Source organism: Thiomicrorhabdus sp. (genome assembly GCF_041583835.1).
Lineage (GTDB): Bacteria > Pseudomonadota > Gammaproteobacteria > Thiomicrospirales > Thiomicrospiraceae > Thiomicrorhabdus.
Window position 1 is genome coordinate 66,237 of record NZ_JBFHFC010000005.1, and the last position, 16,473, is coordinate 82,709.

General features: G+C 46.5%; 14 protein-coding genes. 9 read left to right on the forward strand and 5 right to left on the reverse strand.

Annotation, left to right across the window (positions count from 1 at the left end; translation table 11 throughout):
- Positions 1–188: 188 nt before the first annotated feature.
- From ABY044_RS04235 to recF, 5 genes are all read left to right on the forward strand, one after another.
- Positions 189–992, forward strand: coding sequence for a sulfite exporter TauE/SafE family protein (locus ABY044_RS04235; RefSeq protein WP_373018496.1), 804 nt, complete (start codon positions 189–191; stop codon positions 990–992).
- Positions 993–1,248: 256 nt separating this feature from the next.
- On the forward strand, positions 1,249–2,643 hold the full coding sequence (gene dnaA, locus ABY044_RS04240) for a chromosomal replication initiator protein DnaA (protein WP_373018498.1): 1,395 nt from the start codon (positions 1,249–1,251) through the stop codon (positions 2,641–2,643).
- Between the two features lie 27 nt (positions 2,644–2,670).
- Complete coding sequence (gene dnaN / locus ABY044_RS04245; RefSeq protein WP_373018500.1) at positions 2,671–3,780, forward strand: DNA polymerase III subunit beta; 1,110 nt, start codon at positions 2,671–2,673, stop codon at positions 3,778–3,780.
- A gap of 195 nt (positions 3,781–3,975) precedes the next feature.
- Positions 3,976–4,869: a cation diffusion facilitator family transporter gene (locus ABY044_RS04250; protein ID WP_373018502.1), complete on the forward strand. Its 894-nt coding sequence runs from the start codon at positions 3,976–3,978 to the stop codon at positions 4,867–4,869.
- Positions 4,870–4,879: 10 nt separating this feature from the next.
- The gene (recF, locus tag ABY044_RS04255; RefSeq protein ID WP_373018504.1) at positions 4,880–5,977 is read left to right on the forward strand and encodes a DNA replication/repair protein RecF; all 1,098 of its coding nucleotides are present in this window, start codon (positions 4,880–4,882) and stop codon (positions 5,975–5,977) included.
- A gap of 73 nt (positions 5,978–6,050) precedes the next feature.
- Here the strand turns inward: recF and ABY044_RS04260 are convergent, their stop codons facing one another.
- Positions 6,051–6,485, reverse strand: coding sequence for an Hsp20/alpha crystallin family protein (locus tag ABY044_RS04260; protein WP_373018506.1), 435 nt, complete (start codon positions 6,483–6,485; stop codon positions 6,051–6,053).
- A gap of 340 nt (positions 6,486–6,825) precedes the next feature.
- Here ABY044_RS04260 and gyrB point away from each other — a divergent pair, with 340 nt between their 5' ends.
- Together gyrB and ABY044_RS04270 are read left to right on the forward strand one after the other, a co-directional pair.
- Positions 6,826–9,258, forward strand: a complete 2,433-nt coding sequence (gene gyrB / locus ABY044_RS04265; protein WP_373018508.1) for a DNA topoisomerase (ATP-hydrolyzing) subunit B — start codon at positions 6,826–6,828, stop codon at positions 9,256–9,258.
- Positions 9,259–9,488: 230 nt separating this feature from the next.
- Positions 9,489–10,433 (forward strand): phosphoribulokinase, encoded by a 945-nt coding sequence (locus tag ABY044_RS04270; RefSeq protein ID WP_373018510.1) that lies wholly within the window; start codon positions 9,489–9,491, stop codon positions 10,431–10,433.
- A gap of 88 nt (positions 10,434–10,521) precedes the next feature.
- Here ABY044_RS04270 and ABY044_RS04275 read toward each other — a convergent pair whose 3' ends face one another.
- From ABY044_RS04275 to hemF, 4 genes are all read right to left on the reverse strand, one after another.
- Complete coding sequence (locus ABY044_RS04275) at positions 10,522–12,396, reverse strand: TIGR00341 family protein (RefSeq protein ID WP_373018512.1); 1,875 nt, start codon at positions 12,394–12,396, stop codon at positions 10,522–10,524.
- 147 nt (positions 12,397–12,543) lie between these two features.
- Positions 12,544–13,251, reverse strand: a complete 708-nt coding sequence (locus ABY044_RS04280) for a hypothetical protein (RefSeq protein WP_373018514.1) — start codon at positions 13,249–13,251, stop codon at positions 12,544–12,546.
- 93 nt (positions 13,252–13,344) lie between these two features.
- On the reverse strand, positions 13,345–13,713 hold the full coding sequence (locus ABY044_RS04285; protein WP_373018516.1) for an RNA-binding S4 domain-containing protein: 369 nt from the start codon (positions 13,711–13,713) through the stop codon (positions 13,345–13,347).
- 9 nt (positions 13,714–13,722) lie between these two features.
- A complete protein-coding gene (gene hemF / locus ABY044_RS04290; RefSeq protein ID WP_373018518.1) occupies positions 13,723–14,670 on the reverse strand; it encodes an oxygen-dependent coproporphyrinogen oxidase in 948 nt (315 codons plus the stop codon).
- A gap of 196 nt (positions 14,671–14,866) precedes the next feature.
- On the opposite strand from hemF, the gene ABY044_RS04295 reads away from it, so the two are divergent.
- Positions 14,867–15,628: a DUF4197 domain-containing protein gene (locus tag ABY044_RS04295; protein WP_373018520.1), complete on the forward strand. Its 762-nt coding sequence runs from the start codon at positions 14,867–14,869 to the stop codon at positions 15,626–15,628.
- A gap of 9 nt (positions 15,629–15,637) precedes the next feature.
- Positions 15,638–16,453, forward strand: coding sequence for a M48 family metallopeptidase (locus ABY044_RS04300; protein WP_373018522.1), 816 nt, complete (start codon positions 15,638–15,640; stop codon positions 16,451–16,453).
- The last annotated feature ends 20 nt before the right edge of the window (positions 16,454–16,473 follow it).

Below are 16,473 nucleotides of genomic sequence, written 5' to 3' on the forward strand. Positions count from 1 at the left end.
CTTACCCAATAAGTACGAACATTTCTTTATGTGCCGCCAACCCGAATCTTTAAAAAAATATTTTTTCGGCAAAAACAAGTTAACGTCATCCATCTTAACCATAAATTCATACTCCATGAAATCTATACCAATATAATAAATAAGATAACTGTCTTTTCACCAAACTAAACACCGAATAAATTCAGACTATGCCAGAAACATTTCTCCTAGAATTCAGTATTTATATCATCACCGGCGCTTTTGTCGGTTTTGCGGCAGGGCTGCTCGGAATCGGCGGCGGCCTGATTATCGTTCCGGTACTGACTAGCGTATTCGCCTACTTTTTAGAGACCGAACAGATCATCCATCTGGCCATCGGAACCTCTTTGGCCACCATCCTGATTACCTCGCTCTCATCGGTCAAAGCACATCACGGTCACGAAGCCGTTCGCTGGGATCTGGTCAAACAACTGGTGATAGGCGTTCTAATCGGCGCTTTTTTGGGAGGCTGGAGTTCGCAGTTTGTCGCTTCCAATATCCTTGGATATCTCTTTGCAACCATGGAAGTGTTGATCGCCCTGAACATGTTGTTGGCGATGAAACCCAGTCCGCATCGGGAAATACCGGGATTGGCAGGTAACACCTTTGCCGGCATCGGCATCGGCAGCCTATCCTCTTTAGTAGGAATCGGCGGAGGCACCCTAACCACGCCTTATTTAGTCTGGAACAATGTCTCGATGCACCAGGCCATCGCTACTTCATCGGCGGTCAGTTTACCCGTTGCCTTTGCCGGTACTTTCGGATTTCTGATTGGAGGACTGAATGCAGCAGACCTGCCTGCCTATGCCACCGGTTATATATATTGGCCGGCCTTTATCGGCATTGTTATCGCCAGCGTCTTTACCGCCCCCCTCGGAGCGAAACTGGCCCACCAACTTCCGGTCAGTCTATTAAAGCGAGGATTCGGTATATTTCTTCTGATACTCGCTGCTAAAATGCTGTTTTTTTCATAATTTTTGAATAAGTGCAAAATACCTTGTAAAAACAAATAATTACAGAACAAAAAAACGGGTTATCCACATAGCCGATTCACAGACTTATCCACAAAATCAGGCTATGAATTAAAGTTATTCACAGTTATACTTCTCCTTACGTTTTTAAACCTGCTGATTAAGCGGTTTAAACAAGCAAAATTCCCCATATAAAAAACGGCTTAGCACAATTTTGTGAGGGAAGTTTTGTTCCAAAATTTAAACAAAGGATACGCTCTTGTCATCACTGTGGGCCCAAAGTCTTAAGCACTTAGAAAACGATTTGAACGATCAACAGTTTCATACCTGGATTCGTCCCCTTCAAGCCATTGAAGAGGATTCGGTTATTCGTTTACTGGCACCCTCGTCATTTATCCTGGACTGGGTCAACAAGAAGTTGATGGACAACATCCGTCAGGCCGTCGCCATCGCCGCACCGATCAACACGCCGGAAGTCAAACTGGAAATCGGCGATTACGCGATTGAAACGATTGAATCACCTGAACAGACCGTACCACAACCTTTACAGATTAAGGAAGAGCGTCCGAAGACAACAGCTAAAAACAAACCTCAATCCTCTGCTTCAAGCCAAACCGGCAGCAAGAATACGATTAAGCACGGATTGAACTCCAACTTTACCTTTGACACCTTTGTAGAAGGTAAAGCCAACCAACTGGCCGCTGCGGCAGCCCGTCAGGTTTCAGAAAACCCAGGCGGCGCCTACAACCCGTTCTTCATCTATGGCGGCGTCGGTCTGGGTAAAACCCACTTGATGCACGCCATCGGTAACCAGATGATGAAAGACAATCCGAATGCGCGCGTCGTCTATCTGCACTCCGAACGTTTTGTGGCTGATATGGTTAACGCCCTTCGCCACAATAAAATTGACGAATTCAAACGCTTTTACCGCTCTTTGGATGCACTGCTGATCGATGATATTCAGTTCTTTGCCAATAAAGAACAATCTCAAGAAGAGTTTTTCCATACTTTCAACACCCTGTTGGAAGGCAACAAGCAGGTAATTCTCACCAGTGACCGTTTCCCTAAAGAAGTGGACGGACTGGAAGACCGCTTAAAGTCCCGTTTCGGCTGGGGATTGACCATTGCCGTCGAACCGCCTGAATTCGAGATGCGTGTCGCCATCTTGTTGAAGAAAGCTTCTGAATTCGGCTTTATTTTGCCGGATGAGGTCGCTTTCTTTATTGCTAAACGTCTACGCGGTAATGTACGTGACTTGGAAGGTGCTTTAAAGAGGGTCGGAGCGTTTGCCCAGTTTACCCAGCAAACCCTGACGGTTGATCTGGTCAAAGAAGCCTTAAAAGATTTATTGGCCTTGCAACAGAAAATGGTCACTTTGGAAAATATCCAAAAGACCGTTGCAGACTATTATAAAATCCGTGTAGCGGATATTTTGTCCAAGAGACGTTCGCGTAACATTGCGCGACCAAGACAGATGTCGATGGCGATCGCCAAAGAGTTGACCAATCACAGCCTGCCTGAAATTGGCGACGCCTTTGGCGGTCGAGACCACACGACGGTTTTACATGCGGTTCGCAAGATCAAAGAACTGCGCGAAACTGATCACCGCATGGATGAAGACTTTAACAGCCTAATTCGAATCATCACAAACTAATTAAAATTAACGTAAAGAGTGCTTAAGATGAAAATCAGTCTTTCTCGTGAAAACCTTCTAAAAGTATTGCAAACCGTCGGCGGTGTGGTCGAAAAGCGTCAAACCATGCCGATTCTTGGCAACGTATTATTCGACGTCTTCCAAAACACCCTGACGGTGACGGCTTCCGACCTGGAAATCGAAACACGTGCACAGACCGAATTGGAAAGTTGCGAAGTGGAACAGTTTTCGATCACGCTTCCTGCGATCAAGCTGATCAATATCGTACGCTCTTTGCCGGACGGTCTGACGATCGTACTTGATTTTGAAGGGTCGCGCTGTACGCTTTCGGCGGGACGTTCGCGTTTTAAACTTTCGACTCTGCCGGCAGACGACTTCCCAACGATCGATCTGACCCAGACCGAGTTGTCGTTCTCAATGTCTCAGCACCAGTTAAAACAGCTTATCCAACATTCAAGCTTCGCCATGGCCAGCCAGGATGTTCGTTTTTACCTGAACGGTATGCTTTTCGACATCAACAACCAGTCATTGCGTGTCGTTGCGACCGATGGACACCGTCTTTCAACCTGCTCGACCGAATTGGCAATCGACGGCTTGAATCCGACTCAGGCAATTTTACCGCGTAAAGGAGTCATGGAGCTGTCGAAACTGATCGGCGACGACGATTCGTTGATCCAGTTCTCGTTGGCTAAGAACTACCTGACGGTTCAATTTGAAGAAACTGTTTTCACCTGTAAACTGGTTGACGGACGTTTCCCGGATTACCGCCGAGTCATTCCGCAACATAACGATCAAGTTGTGCAAACCGATCGCGAATTGCTTCGCAGTCTGTTGCAGCGTGCCTCAATTCTGTCTAACGACAAATTTAAAGGAATCCGCTTCATCCTGAATAACAACTTATTGGCGGTTAATGCCTCCAACAGCGAACAGGACGAATCCCACGAAGATATGGCGATCGATTACACCGGACCGGATATGGAAATCGGTTTCAACGTCAGCTATATTCTCGACGTGCTGAACTCGATGCAGGAAGACTGCGTGACCATTCAGCTGAAAGACTCCAACAGCAGCTGCCTGATTGAATCCAATTCCGACGTCTGCCACTGCCAGCACGTTATCATGCCGATGCGTCTGTAGAACGGATTGATTTGATTCAATCCGTTCCAATCTTCTTGAGTCAAACTTACGTTTGACCCAAGGAGCCGCCCGCACTTTTATTTCGGCAATATTTTATCCTTTTCAAAACCCCGTAAGCGGCTCGAACTCTATCCAACTCACACATGTTTTGGCTTAGAATACAGTTTCACTACCAACCAGCGAACGTCAATTTTTATGAATAAGTCTCGCCTTGTCCGAATCGCCACCTATGTCTCGGTCGCCGTTGCCGTCACACTCGTGCTGATTAAAATTTATGCTTGGTGGCAAACAGAATCGGTCAGTATTCTCGCCTCTTTGCTGGATTCCACGTTGGATATCGCGGCATCCATCATGATTGCCGTGGCAGTACATATCGCGCAAACCCCACCGGATAAAGAACATCGTTTCGGTCACGGTAAAGCCGAACCTCTGGCATCGTTGGCGCAAAGCGTTTTTATCGCCGGGTCGGCCGGCTACTTGATCCTCTATTCTATAGATCGAATGCTTTCCGATTCCGTGCTCAAAACGCCGGAGACCGGATTAATTTTCATGCTGATATCTCTGCTGATGACGCTCGGGCTCATCGCCTTCCAGCGTTATGTGATTCATAAAACCCAATCGACCGCCATTAAAGCCGACTCGCTCCACTATCTAACCGACGTCATGGCGAACATTCTGGTTATTTTGAGCTTATGGTTAAGCCACATTCAATGGCTCGACCCGCTTTTAGCCCTCGGTATCGCCCTATGGATTTTACGCAGCGCAATCACTATCGCCAAAGAAGCCAGCAACCAACTGCTTGACCGAGAACTGCCGGAAGAAATGCGCCAACAAATCCAACAGATCATTCTCGGAATCCCCAATGTAAAAGGGTTTAACGATCTGCGTACTTATCAGTCAGGACCCAATTTTTTCGTGCAACTCGACTTGGAACTGGACGATTACCTTAGTTTGAAAGAAAGTCACCGCATCGCCGAACAGGTCACTAAAGCGCTGATTGATGAATTTGACAACATCGACGTCATGATTCATCAGGAACCGGTGAGTTTAAGAAACGATCCCCAGCACCACACCTGGGGAGAAGAGTAATGTTCCACGCATGACCAAAATCAACCAACTGCACATCCAGCACTTCCGAAACTGCCAGGATGCTTTATGCCAATTAAGCACAGGGCTAAACCTGTTTGTCGGTGATAACGCTGCGGGCAAGACTTCACTTATTGAGGCAATTTGGTTGTTGGCCACCGGACGTTCGTTTCGTAGCAGTAAGATCCAGCACTTGATCGAACACAACCATGAATACAGCACTATTTTTACCGAAGTGTCTTCCAGCCATGACCGACATCAAATTCATAGGCTCGGGGTACAAAAAAGTGTCACCAATACCTTGTTAAGAATTGACGGTGAATCCGTTAAAGGCCAAATCCAAATGGCCAGTTTGCTCCCGGTACAGCTACTCACACCGGAAAGCCACCGCCTATTGGAAGAAGGTCCGAAAGCCCGCCGCCAATTCATGGATTGGGGCTGTTTTTACCAGAGTCCGGAATTTATCCAGTTATGGCGCCACCACCAAAGAATCCTCAAGCAACGCAATCATGCGCTAAAAAGACGTTTACCCAAAGCTCAGATTCAATTGTGGGATTTTCAACTGGTGGATACGGCAATTAAAATCGATCAAATTCGCCAGGATTATCTGGAAGCCCTTACCCCCTATTTGGTCACCTTTTGCCAAGCACTGATGCCGGAAATGCACCAGGAAGTGGTTTGCCAATATCGCGCCGGTTGGCCTAAAAACGCGCCGGACTTACTGCAACTGTTGGAACAGAACTTCGACAAGGATATGCAAATGGGGCACACCCAATATGGTGCTCACCGAGCCGATATCCGCTTTAAATTCGGTTCGTTGGAAGCCATCAACACCCTGTCACGAGGCCAGCAAAAATTATTTGTCTGCGCTTTGTTGTTGGCTCAAGCGAGTTTGCATGAAAAAGTCGTTAACGAACCGGTGATTATGTTGATCGACGATCTTCCGGCCGAACTCGACGAAACCCATCGTCTGAAACTGCTGGAGCTCTTACAGATACTCAACATACAGCACATCATCACCAGTACGTCGGAATCGCTGATCCCGGTACTCAACCCGGAAACCACTAAAATCTGGCATATCGACTTGGGAAAATTTACCCAAACCGCCTGATGTTCGATATTCAAAATTATAAAAAAGGCCGATTTTATCGGCCTTTTTCGACATCCCTTAAGCAGTAATAGAGTTACTTCACCTCTACTTGTTTGGAAGTGCCATTACGTTCTTTTTTGGGCAAAACCACTTCCAGTACGCCGTCATTGGAAGAGGCGCTGACGTTTTCCGCATCCACGTTATCAGGCAACGTGAAACTACGCTCGAACTTACCGTAACTGCTTTCCATCCGGTAGTACTCTTCTTCCTTAACCTCTTCCTTGGTCTTGCGCTCTCCGGAAATCGTTACCCGGTTATCTTTTACTTCAACCTTGATATCTTCTTTTTTGACCCCGGGAAGATCGACTTCGATATGATAAGCGTAATCGCCTTCGCGAGTATTAACCGACGGAGAAAATCCGGCGAGATTCGCATCCGCCTTTTCAATACTTGGAAACAGACCCTGAAAACGCTGCTCCAGCTCTCTAAACTCTTTAAAAGGATCCCTTCTCTTCAATAGCATACTCATGCCCTTACCCTCCATTCAAACATGACTACAAACAAAATCCTTAAATACTGACAAGTATTTAGACTCAATATTCAAACGATTGTCGTATCTCAAATCAAATTAAAACCTTTTATAACCTAATGTTTTTTAATTGGTTTTTATTATTAAAATCCCCCTTAATAAAAGCCAAATTCACCCTCTTGTTATCAATAAACCAATAAACGTATTTTATAGATACATAACTAGTTGATTTAAAAGGAAAATAATGATCATTTTTAGGCCATACCTTTAGACGTCAACTATGCTATAATTCACCGGATATTTTTGTATTTAAAATAACTCTAAGAAGACACAAAATTCTATGACTGAAGAAACGCAATACGACTCCTCCTCCATCAAGGTTTTAAAAGGGCTAGATGCCGTTCGTAAACGTCCCGGGATGTATATCGGCGACACCGATGATGGCAGTGGTTTACACCACATGGTTTTCGAAGTAGTCGATAACGGAATCGATGAGGCCTTAGCGGGCCACTGTGACAAAGTAATCGTTACCATCCATACAGACGGCTCTGTATCGGTTTCGGATAACGGTCGAGGAATTCCGGTCGGCATCCACGAAGAAGAAGGCGTATCTGCCGCTGAAGTCATTATGACCGTGCTCCACGCCGGCGGTAAATTCGACGACAACTCCTATAAAGTCTCCGGTGGTTTGCACGGGGTAGGTGTTTCGGTCGTAAACGCCCTGTCCGAAACGCTGACTTTAACGATTAAGCGTGAAGGTCATATCTGGAAACAAAGCTACACGCACGGCGTACCGGATGCTCCACTTGCAGCGGTCGGCGACACCGATGAAACCGGAACCGAAATCCGCTTCCTGCCAAGTAAAGAGACGTTTACCAACGTTACCGAATTCAGCTTCGATTACTTGTTGAAGCGTTTGCGTGAACTTTCCTTCCTGAATTCCGGCGTACACATTGAATTGCTTGATAAGCGTGACGGCCGTCATGAAATTTTTGAATTCGAAGGCGGTATCAAAGCGTTTGTTGATTACATTAACACCAACAAGCCGGTCATTCACGAAAAGGCCTTTTACTTTACAACCGTAAAAGACGACATCACTGTTGAAGTAGCGATGCAATGGTCTGAAGCCTATCAAGAATCGATCTTCTGCTTCACCAACAACATTCCTCAGCGTGATGGCGGTACTCACTTATCCGGTTTCCGCGCGGCATTGACGCGTACTTTGAACAGCTATGCAGAATCGGAAGGCCTGAACAAAAAATATAAAATGACCATCTCGGGTGACGATGCCCGTGAAGGGTTAGCGGCGGTTATCTCGGTCAAAGTACCGGATCCTAAGTTCTCATCCCAGACTAAAGACAAACTGGTTTCTTCGGAAGTGAAAACGGCGGTTGAAACCGCAATGAACGAAAAACTGGCCGAATTCCTGTTGGAAAACCCAAAAGACGCGCAAGCGGTCTTCGCCAAGATCGTCGATGCCGCGCGTGCACGTGAAGCGGCGCGTAAAGCACGTGAAATGACACGTCGTAAAGGCGCTTTGGATATTGCCGGTCTACCAGGTAAGCTGGCTGACTGTCAGGAAAAAGACCCTGCGCTTTCAGAACTGTACCTGGTGGAGGGTGACTCCGCCGGTGGTTCCGCCAAACAGGGGCGTGACCGTCGTACCCAAGCGATTCTACCTCTAAAAGGTAAAATCCTGAACGTCGAAAAGGCCCGTTTCGACAAGATGCTGGCTTCCGCTGAAGTCGGTACGCTGATCACCGCATTAGGCTGCGGAATCGGAGCCGAAGAATACAACATCGAAAAACTGCGTTATCACCGAATCATCATCATGGCGGATGCCGACGTGGATGGTTCTCACATCCGTACTCTGTTATTGACCTTCTTCTACCGTCAATATCCTGAGTTGGTTGAAAAAGGCTACATCTACATCGCCCAACCACCACTTTACAAAGTCAAAAAAGGTAAGCAGGAAGCTTATCTGAAAGACGATGCGGAACTGGAAAGCTACTTGTTACAGACCGCTATTGACAGCGCAGCACTGTGGGTTTCCAAAGAAGGTCCGAGCATTACAGGTGTGGCATTGGAAAACTTGTCTAAACTGTACTTTAAAACCGTACACACAATTAACCGCTTATCGCGCCGTTATAATCGTAACTTCCTGGAATTGATGATCGAATCACCGACCGTGAATGCGGATTTGTTAAACGACTTCGATCAAGCCGGCAAGTGGACAAGCGAAATCCTGCCTCGTCTTAAAGCGGTTGGCGAAAAAGACAAGATCGAATACCAGATCAGTGTCGAGCCAGCCAGCGACATGGACAGCGGCGCCAAATTCCAAATTCGCCTACAACAACGCGAACACGGAACTTTAAGCTCGCAAGTTTACGATGCCGAGTTCTTTATCTCTAAAGAATACCAACAGATTGTCGAACTGGGTAATGCACTGCAAGGCTTATTAACCGAATCAGCTTACATCCAACGCGGCGAAAAAACCGAAGAAGTTCAAAGCTTTAAAGAAGCGATCGACTGGTTGTTCAATGAAGCCAAACGTGGTCAGAATATCCAGCGCTATAAAGGTTTGGGGGAAATGAACCCGGAACAGCTTTGGGAAACCACGATGAATGCCGAAGCAAGACGTCTGTTACAAGTCACGATTAATGACGCCATTCAGGCCGATCGCGTGTTCACAACCCTGATGGGGGATGAAGTTGAACCTCGACGCGATTTCATCGAATCAAATGCTTTGCAGGTTGAAAACCTGGACGTTTAAGTATCGCTTTAAATTAAGTCAGCCGTTTATTTTCCAAATCCGAAAATGCGAATTTTCGGGTTAAAAGAGCGGCTTATCGACTTAAAAAAATGTCAGCGTAGCAAAAATTTAATTTTGAAAAACAACGGCTTTTAGTTTCTAATACCCAGCTATTAGTCTAAAGCTATAAAAATATTAATACTTTTAAATGACCAAGCCCGGTCATTTTCGTTAATTTAGGAGACTGTGTTATGTCAGTAGAACATCCAATTGTAACCGTTACAGGTTCATCCGGTGCTGGTACGTCTTTCGTAAAACGTGCCGTAGAAAAAATCTTCGATCGTGAAAACTTAAACGTTGCGATCATCGAAGGTGACAGCTACCACAAGTACAACCGTGCGGAAATGAAAGAGAAAGTGGCTGAATCCAAAGAGAACGGTGGTCCGGTTCTGACTCACTTCTCGGAATATGCCAATGAATTCGGTGAACTTGAAGCGCTTTTCAAAGAATATAAAGAAAACGGTACAGGTAAACGTCGTTACTATATCCACAGCGACGAAGAAGCTGCAGAACATAATGCTCGTCTAGGCACCAACTTCTCATCCGGTGAATTCACACCTTGGGAACCAATTCCTGAAGGAACTGACGTTTTATTCTACGAAGGTCTTCACGGTATGGTTAAGCGTATGGATCACGGTCCGGAAGAAGGTATGCACAACGTCGCTCAGTATGTCGACTTGGGTATCGGTGTAGCTCCGTCCATCAACATCGAATGGATGCAGAAAATCTACCGCGACACTTCAGAGCGTCCATATTCCGTTCAGCAGGTTCGTGACGTCATTCTTGAGCGTATGCCTGACTACATCGAAACAATCGTTCCTCAGTTCCACCGTACACACATCAATTTCCACCGTGTACCGTTGATCGATACGTCGGATCCGTTCTCAACCATGTCTCCTGACGCACCAATGGGACCTGCACCGGAAGATTCCTTGATCATCTGTCACGTACGCCACCAAGACGTCGATCTTGAAGCCGTCAAGGAACAGATTCCTGGTGCTTTCCTACAGAGACCTGATACTTTAGTTTGTAACGGTTCTCACATGGTTCAAGCAATGGATCTAATGATGACTCCAATCATCCAGAACCTGATCGCTAAAAAACGTGCAGCTATGGCGGCGCTAGGACAAGCTTAATTACAACCCCTTGTATTAAGCTTAAAAAAACCCGCATAAAGCGGGTTTTTTATTGCCTAAAGTTTATCTTCTTTATCTTCGGCCAGAATCAACGTACCACCGCAACCGTCGCTTCCAGACGAATTTCATGTCCCAATAAGTCTTCCATTTTTCGTTTTACCCTATCGATCTGATCTCCCTGAAGAGACCTATCGGAAAGCAGCTTGACCGATACATACATCGGATCACCGCTACGAATCTTGACGTCCTTAACCTCTATTCCTTCTGTTTTCCAGCCTTCCAAAGCATAGACCACACCCTGCTCTTCAACCATTTTTGTGAACGACAGCACCAAAGGCATACTCACCAATACAACGAACGCCAAAGACAGCAGAATTCCCTTTTTAGCTAAATGGAACGGGCTGTACCCCATAATCAAAAAGGTTGCCGATCCGGCCAGGACAATACCGACCAGGTTAGTCATAAACAATAAAAAAGCGCCCCAGAAGACATCTAAATCCATCCAGCCGATTCCGATCCCGGAAACCGCCAAAGGCGGAACCAAAGCAACGGCAATTGCCACACCAGCCAAGCTTTTTGCCACCTCGGAACGGGCGCTCGCGTAAGCTCCGGCAATACCCGAAATGATTGCGACACCTAAATCCAGAATCGTCGGACTTAAACGCGCGCCGATTTCATGATTGATGGTATGTAAGGGCGTGAACAACGTCAGCAACGTACCGAAAAACAGCGCCAATAATACCCCTGTAGACAACGTCTTGGCACTGACGGTGACTAATTCGGCATTTTGCCGTAACACCCCCATCGAAAGTGAAATGATCGGCGACATCAAAGGCGCTAAAATCATCGCCCCGATAATCACCGGTGCGGAATTGGCAAACAGTCCGAACGTCGCCAACATCGTCGCTAACACCATCAAAACCAGATAAGATTCGGAAATTCGGGCATTTTCCTTTAAGGAAACGAAAGTCTCCTTAACCTCTTCCTGATCGGTGTGATGAATCCAGTGAAGCGGGCGGTTGATCACCTCATTGATCGCTTGGCCTTTTGGCAAGCCGCTGACTCTAATGGACTCTTTATGTTCGCAAATATCGAGTTTCTTAGGCAAACGGCTGCTTAAAACCGATAAAGCGTCGCTCTGTACGGAAACCTCGATTTTTTCCGCACTCAAAAAATTTCCGTCCACACTGTAATCGATATTGGTTTGGCTGCTGACCGTCAAGTCGGTGGTTTTAACGTGCCCCAAATAATCCGAGAGCGACGCTTTACGGACCGTTTTGGGCAACACGCGGGTCAATAAAAAATGCACCACTTCTGAAATACTTCGCGGCGCTAGAATAACCGCATTCAAACTCGCCTCGTCTTCCGTGGTTTCTCCCACGACACGCTTGGTAAAACTGCTGTTGCTGGGACGATACACAATGGTGATACCCAGAGCGGCCGTACTGATCACACTCTGTTTGGCGGTTTCGAGTTTATAAGGAAGAAGGCAGGTTTTACTCAAATTGAAAGCGAGCACCACCAATTGGGTTAATTTACTCCAGATACTTTCATCCACCCGTGCCGCGGGAATCATCGTCACCGGGTTGCCCAGCATCACGGAACTAAGAACCAATTGCCCGTTACAATACATCAAATCGGCGCTGACTGGCGCTTCCGAAGCCACAATATCGGCAATCGCATCTGCGGCCTTTTGAGGAACATCAAACGAACGATAAACCCGATTCATATCGGGATGAGGCAAAAACCCGATCCACCACTGTTGCTCTGAAGCGTGCGGAAGAAATCGATACAAATCTTCATCACCCAACCAAACCAGAACCCGGGTTTGAGGATCTAACTCCGGAAATGATTTAAGATCGAAAGCGACAAAATTACAGTCCATTTCCGCTAAAAACGGCTTGATTTCCTGTTCAAAAATTTCGGTTTTCCCGGCATCATAGACAACCGTATATGTGACCATTATCACTCCTTTGTAGACCGGACGCACAACATGGAATCCAGTTTACACATTTTTACTGATAATCACCAAAACCATTAAATGAATGACATAAAAAAACCCCGACTTAAAAGCGGGGTTTTAAATAAAGACTTGAATCAATTCGGTTGCTTAAAAACGATAAGTCACACCGGCTTGCAATATAGGCAGAAAGGTATAGTCACCCACGTCTTTTTGAATTTTATCCGCTTCCTTATTTAAAGCGTCCTGAACCAACTGACTCGAAGAGACATCCTGAGGACCGTTTCCGTCGTTGGCGTCAACCGTACCGGTACCGCTTAAAGAAACTGTTGGCGTTCCGGTAAAGATGGCACCGATTTCTACCATAGCACCCCAGCCTTTAGCAGGAGAATGGCCCCAGCCCAGACTCAATGTCGCTCCGTTATCCCAATCAAGCTGGCCGTTAAGAGCGACATTGGCATCGACGTCATAAGTGGTATCACCGATTGTGACCGACTGACCTGCAGAGGTGGTCCCTAAAGCCGACAATTTAAAGTTGTTCACCGCATAACCTGCCGATAAGAAAAACGAACCGCCAAACGGATGATAATCCAATGCCAAACGGTTAATGCCGCCATCGGATTCGACATCATATTCAATATCGGTATCCTTGGTGGTTTCACTCAAAGTCATACCGGATGATAAAGCACCGCGAATCTGTAATTGGTTGTTGATCGCATAATTCAATTCGAATGTCGGACCTGCGAATAAACCGTAATTAACACCCACACCTACTCCGTCTACACCGGATGCCTGGGCATCGACGGATAACGCTAGCGTGGTTGCCGCTAACAAAGAAACTCGAATCGCTTTTTTCATTTCATCATTCCATTGGTTTGAAAATATCGAATGCCCATTATGTGGAAATATCGGCCAAATATGAATAAGCGTTTATACTGAAAAAAGAATGGTTTAAAAGTCCAATGAATCGATCTTACGGCGATCGCGCTTGGTCGGTCGTCCAGAACCTTTTTCACGATAACCGACCAATGCCATATCGGCCGTCGGTTTACGCTGATTGAGCACTTCATTATCCACTTGATAAAGCGCCTGCGCCTGTTCGGCCGAACCGCGCTTATCACTGACGATTAACACCGTGACTTCAACCTGCCTGTGCGGCTGAGTGATCTTAAGCTTATCCCCTTCCGACAAGGTTTTACTCGGTTTCGGCTTATGGCCGTTCAACTCGATCTTTCCGCCTTTAACGGCATCCAGAGCCACTCCCCGGGTTTTGAAAAACCGGGCTGCCCACAGCCATTTATCAACTCGTAACTTATCCATATCGAAACGTTATGCCAGCCAGTCTTTCGGAGTCAAATAAGCATAAAGTTTTGCCTCTTCGGTTCCCGGCTCAGGCTGATAGTTATATTTCCAGGTCGCCATTGGCGGCATCGACATCAAAATCGATTCGGTGCGTCCGCCCGTCTGAAGCCCGAAGATCGTTCCGCGGTCAAACGCCAAATTGAATTCGGCATAACGACCGCGTCGATACAATTGGAAATCACGTTGACGTTCGCCGTATTCAACCGACTTGCGACGACCGACAATCGGACGGTAAGCTTTAATGAAGTGGTCTCCGACCGACTGCATAAAAGCGAAACATTTTTCAAAATCCCAACCAAACGTATCCGAATTCAAATCGTCGAAAAACAATCCTCCAACACCGCGGGTCTCGTTACGATGTTTCAAATAAAAATACTCGTCGCACCATTTCTTATACTTGGGATAAATCTCTTCTCCAAATGGATCGCAAGCGTCTTTTGACTGTGAATGCCAATAGACCACATCTTCTTCGTATGGATAATAAGGCGTCAAATCGAATCCGCCGCCAAACCACCAAACCGGTGCTTCACCCTCTTTCTCGGCAATAAACAAACGTACATTCGCATGTGAAGTCGGTACATAAGGATTACGCGGGTGAATCACCAAAGAAACACCTAATGCTTGAAAGGAACGACCGGCCAATTCAGGACGGTGTGCCGTTGCCGAAGCGGGCAATGTTTTACCGCGCACATGAGAGAAGTTGACGCCGCCCTTCTCGATCACTTCGCCGCCTTCAAGAACGCGTGTGCGACCGCCACCGGTCAATCCCATTATCCCTTCGTCTTCTTCTCGCTGCCATTCGTCAACGATAAACTCGGCAGACCCGTCCTCTTCCGCCAACTGCTGACAAATATCATCCTGTAGGCTTAAAAGGTACTTCTTAACCGCTTCAATATTCACTTGAGTGTCTGCCATGACTCTTCTTCCATCGTTTTATTCGTTACAATTAAGGTTTATTTTAACCTGAAAACAGGCATATTCATAAGGAATTCCCGGCAGCGTAAAAACCCACAAAGCGATCAACTTAACTTGTATTCAAGCATTCGAAAAACTATGATTATCGCTTATGGTGTCAGAACTTTTCTTGACCCGTCCATTTTGAGGTAATGCAATGACGCTACAAAAAACCTATAGTGCAACTTTTGCGGTTCTATTATTAAGCTACTGTACCGTTGCCCAAAGCAGTTGGTGGGAGCAAGGTTTGGAACTGTTAAAAGGTACGCAAACCGAAACACCGGCCGAAACAACCACCACAGCAACCTCAAGCTTATCAAGTGAAGAGTTGAGCAAGGCGTTTAAACAAGCTCTCAGCCAAGGGTCGGAAGCGGTCGTCAAACAACTTAGCTTAAAAGACGGCTTTAATGCCGATAAGGCGATTCATATCCCGCTCCCCGACAGCCTGAAAAAAGTGCAATCCCTGCTCGGTCAAGTCGGGATGGGAAACTTAATGGATGACCTAGAACTCAAACTCAACCGTGCAGCCGAAGCCGCTACCCCGGAAGCCAAGGATCTTTTCCTTAAAGCCATCCAAGGCATGACTTTTGCCGATGTACAAACCATCTATAATGGTCCGCAAGACTCGGCAACCCAGTACCTTAAATCGAAAACCAGCGATGATTTAAAACAGAAGATGCGTCCGATCATCGAAAATACACTTAATAGCGTCGGTGCCGTAGCCGCTTACGATAAAGTCATCGACCAATACAAAAGCATGCCTTTTGTTCCGGATGTAAAAGCCGACTTACTGAACCATGTCACCGAAAAAGGAATGGACGGTATGTTTTTATATCTCGCTAAAGAAGAAGAAAGTATCCGTAAAGACCCGGTTAAACAAACCACGGAACTGCTTAAAAAAGTATTTGGATCAAACTGATAAATTGCTATGAAATTACTTAAACCCCTCTTTCTAAGCTTAAGCTTATTTACCCTCACTTCCTGTGTCGTCGGTACTCAAACCACCAAACAAGGTGCCGTGGGAATCGAGCGCCAGCAATTAATGATGGTTTCCGAACAAGAGATGAACACCGGTGCGGTGCAAGCCTACGATTCCATCCTGAAAGAAGCGCGTGAAAAGAAGACGCTTAATACCGATCCGGTTATGCTCAAGCGGATTCGGTCGGTCGCCAATCGTTTGATTCCGCAAACCGGTATATTTAGAAGCGATGCACCCCGTTGGGATTGGGAAGTTAACCTGATTAAATCCGACCAGTTAAATGCTTGGTGTATGCCTGGCGGAAAAATCGCTTTTTACACCGGAATCATTCAAAAACTCAAGCTTAGCGATGATGAAATTGCAGCAATTATGGGTCATGAAATGGCACACGCATTACGGGAACACGGTCGCGAACGAGCGTCTCAGGCTCAATTGACTCAAGTTGGATTAGCCGCTCTGCAAGCTTTCACCGGCATTCAAGGACCCAGCTTGGATCTGACGGCAATGGCTCTAAATGTCACCCTGACACTTCCTAACAGCCGAACTCACGAAACCGAAGCCGACCGGATGGGTGTCGAACTGGCGGCACGTGCCGGCTATAATCCTTATGCAGCGGTTGATATCTGGCAAAAAATGAGTAAAGCCAACGGTAACGGTACGCCTGAAATTTTAAGCACGCATCCGTCTCACGATACCCGAATCAAGGACTTGAAAAAATACGCTAAAAAAGTCGAGCCGCTTTATCTTGCAGCCAGACGGGGTTAATACCCGTCGGCCTGAACCGG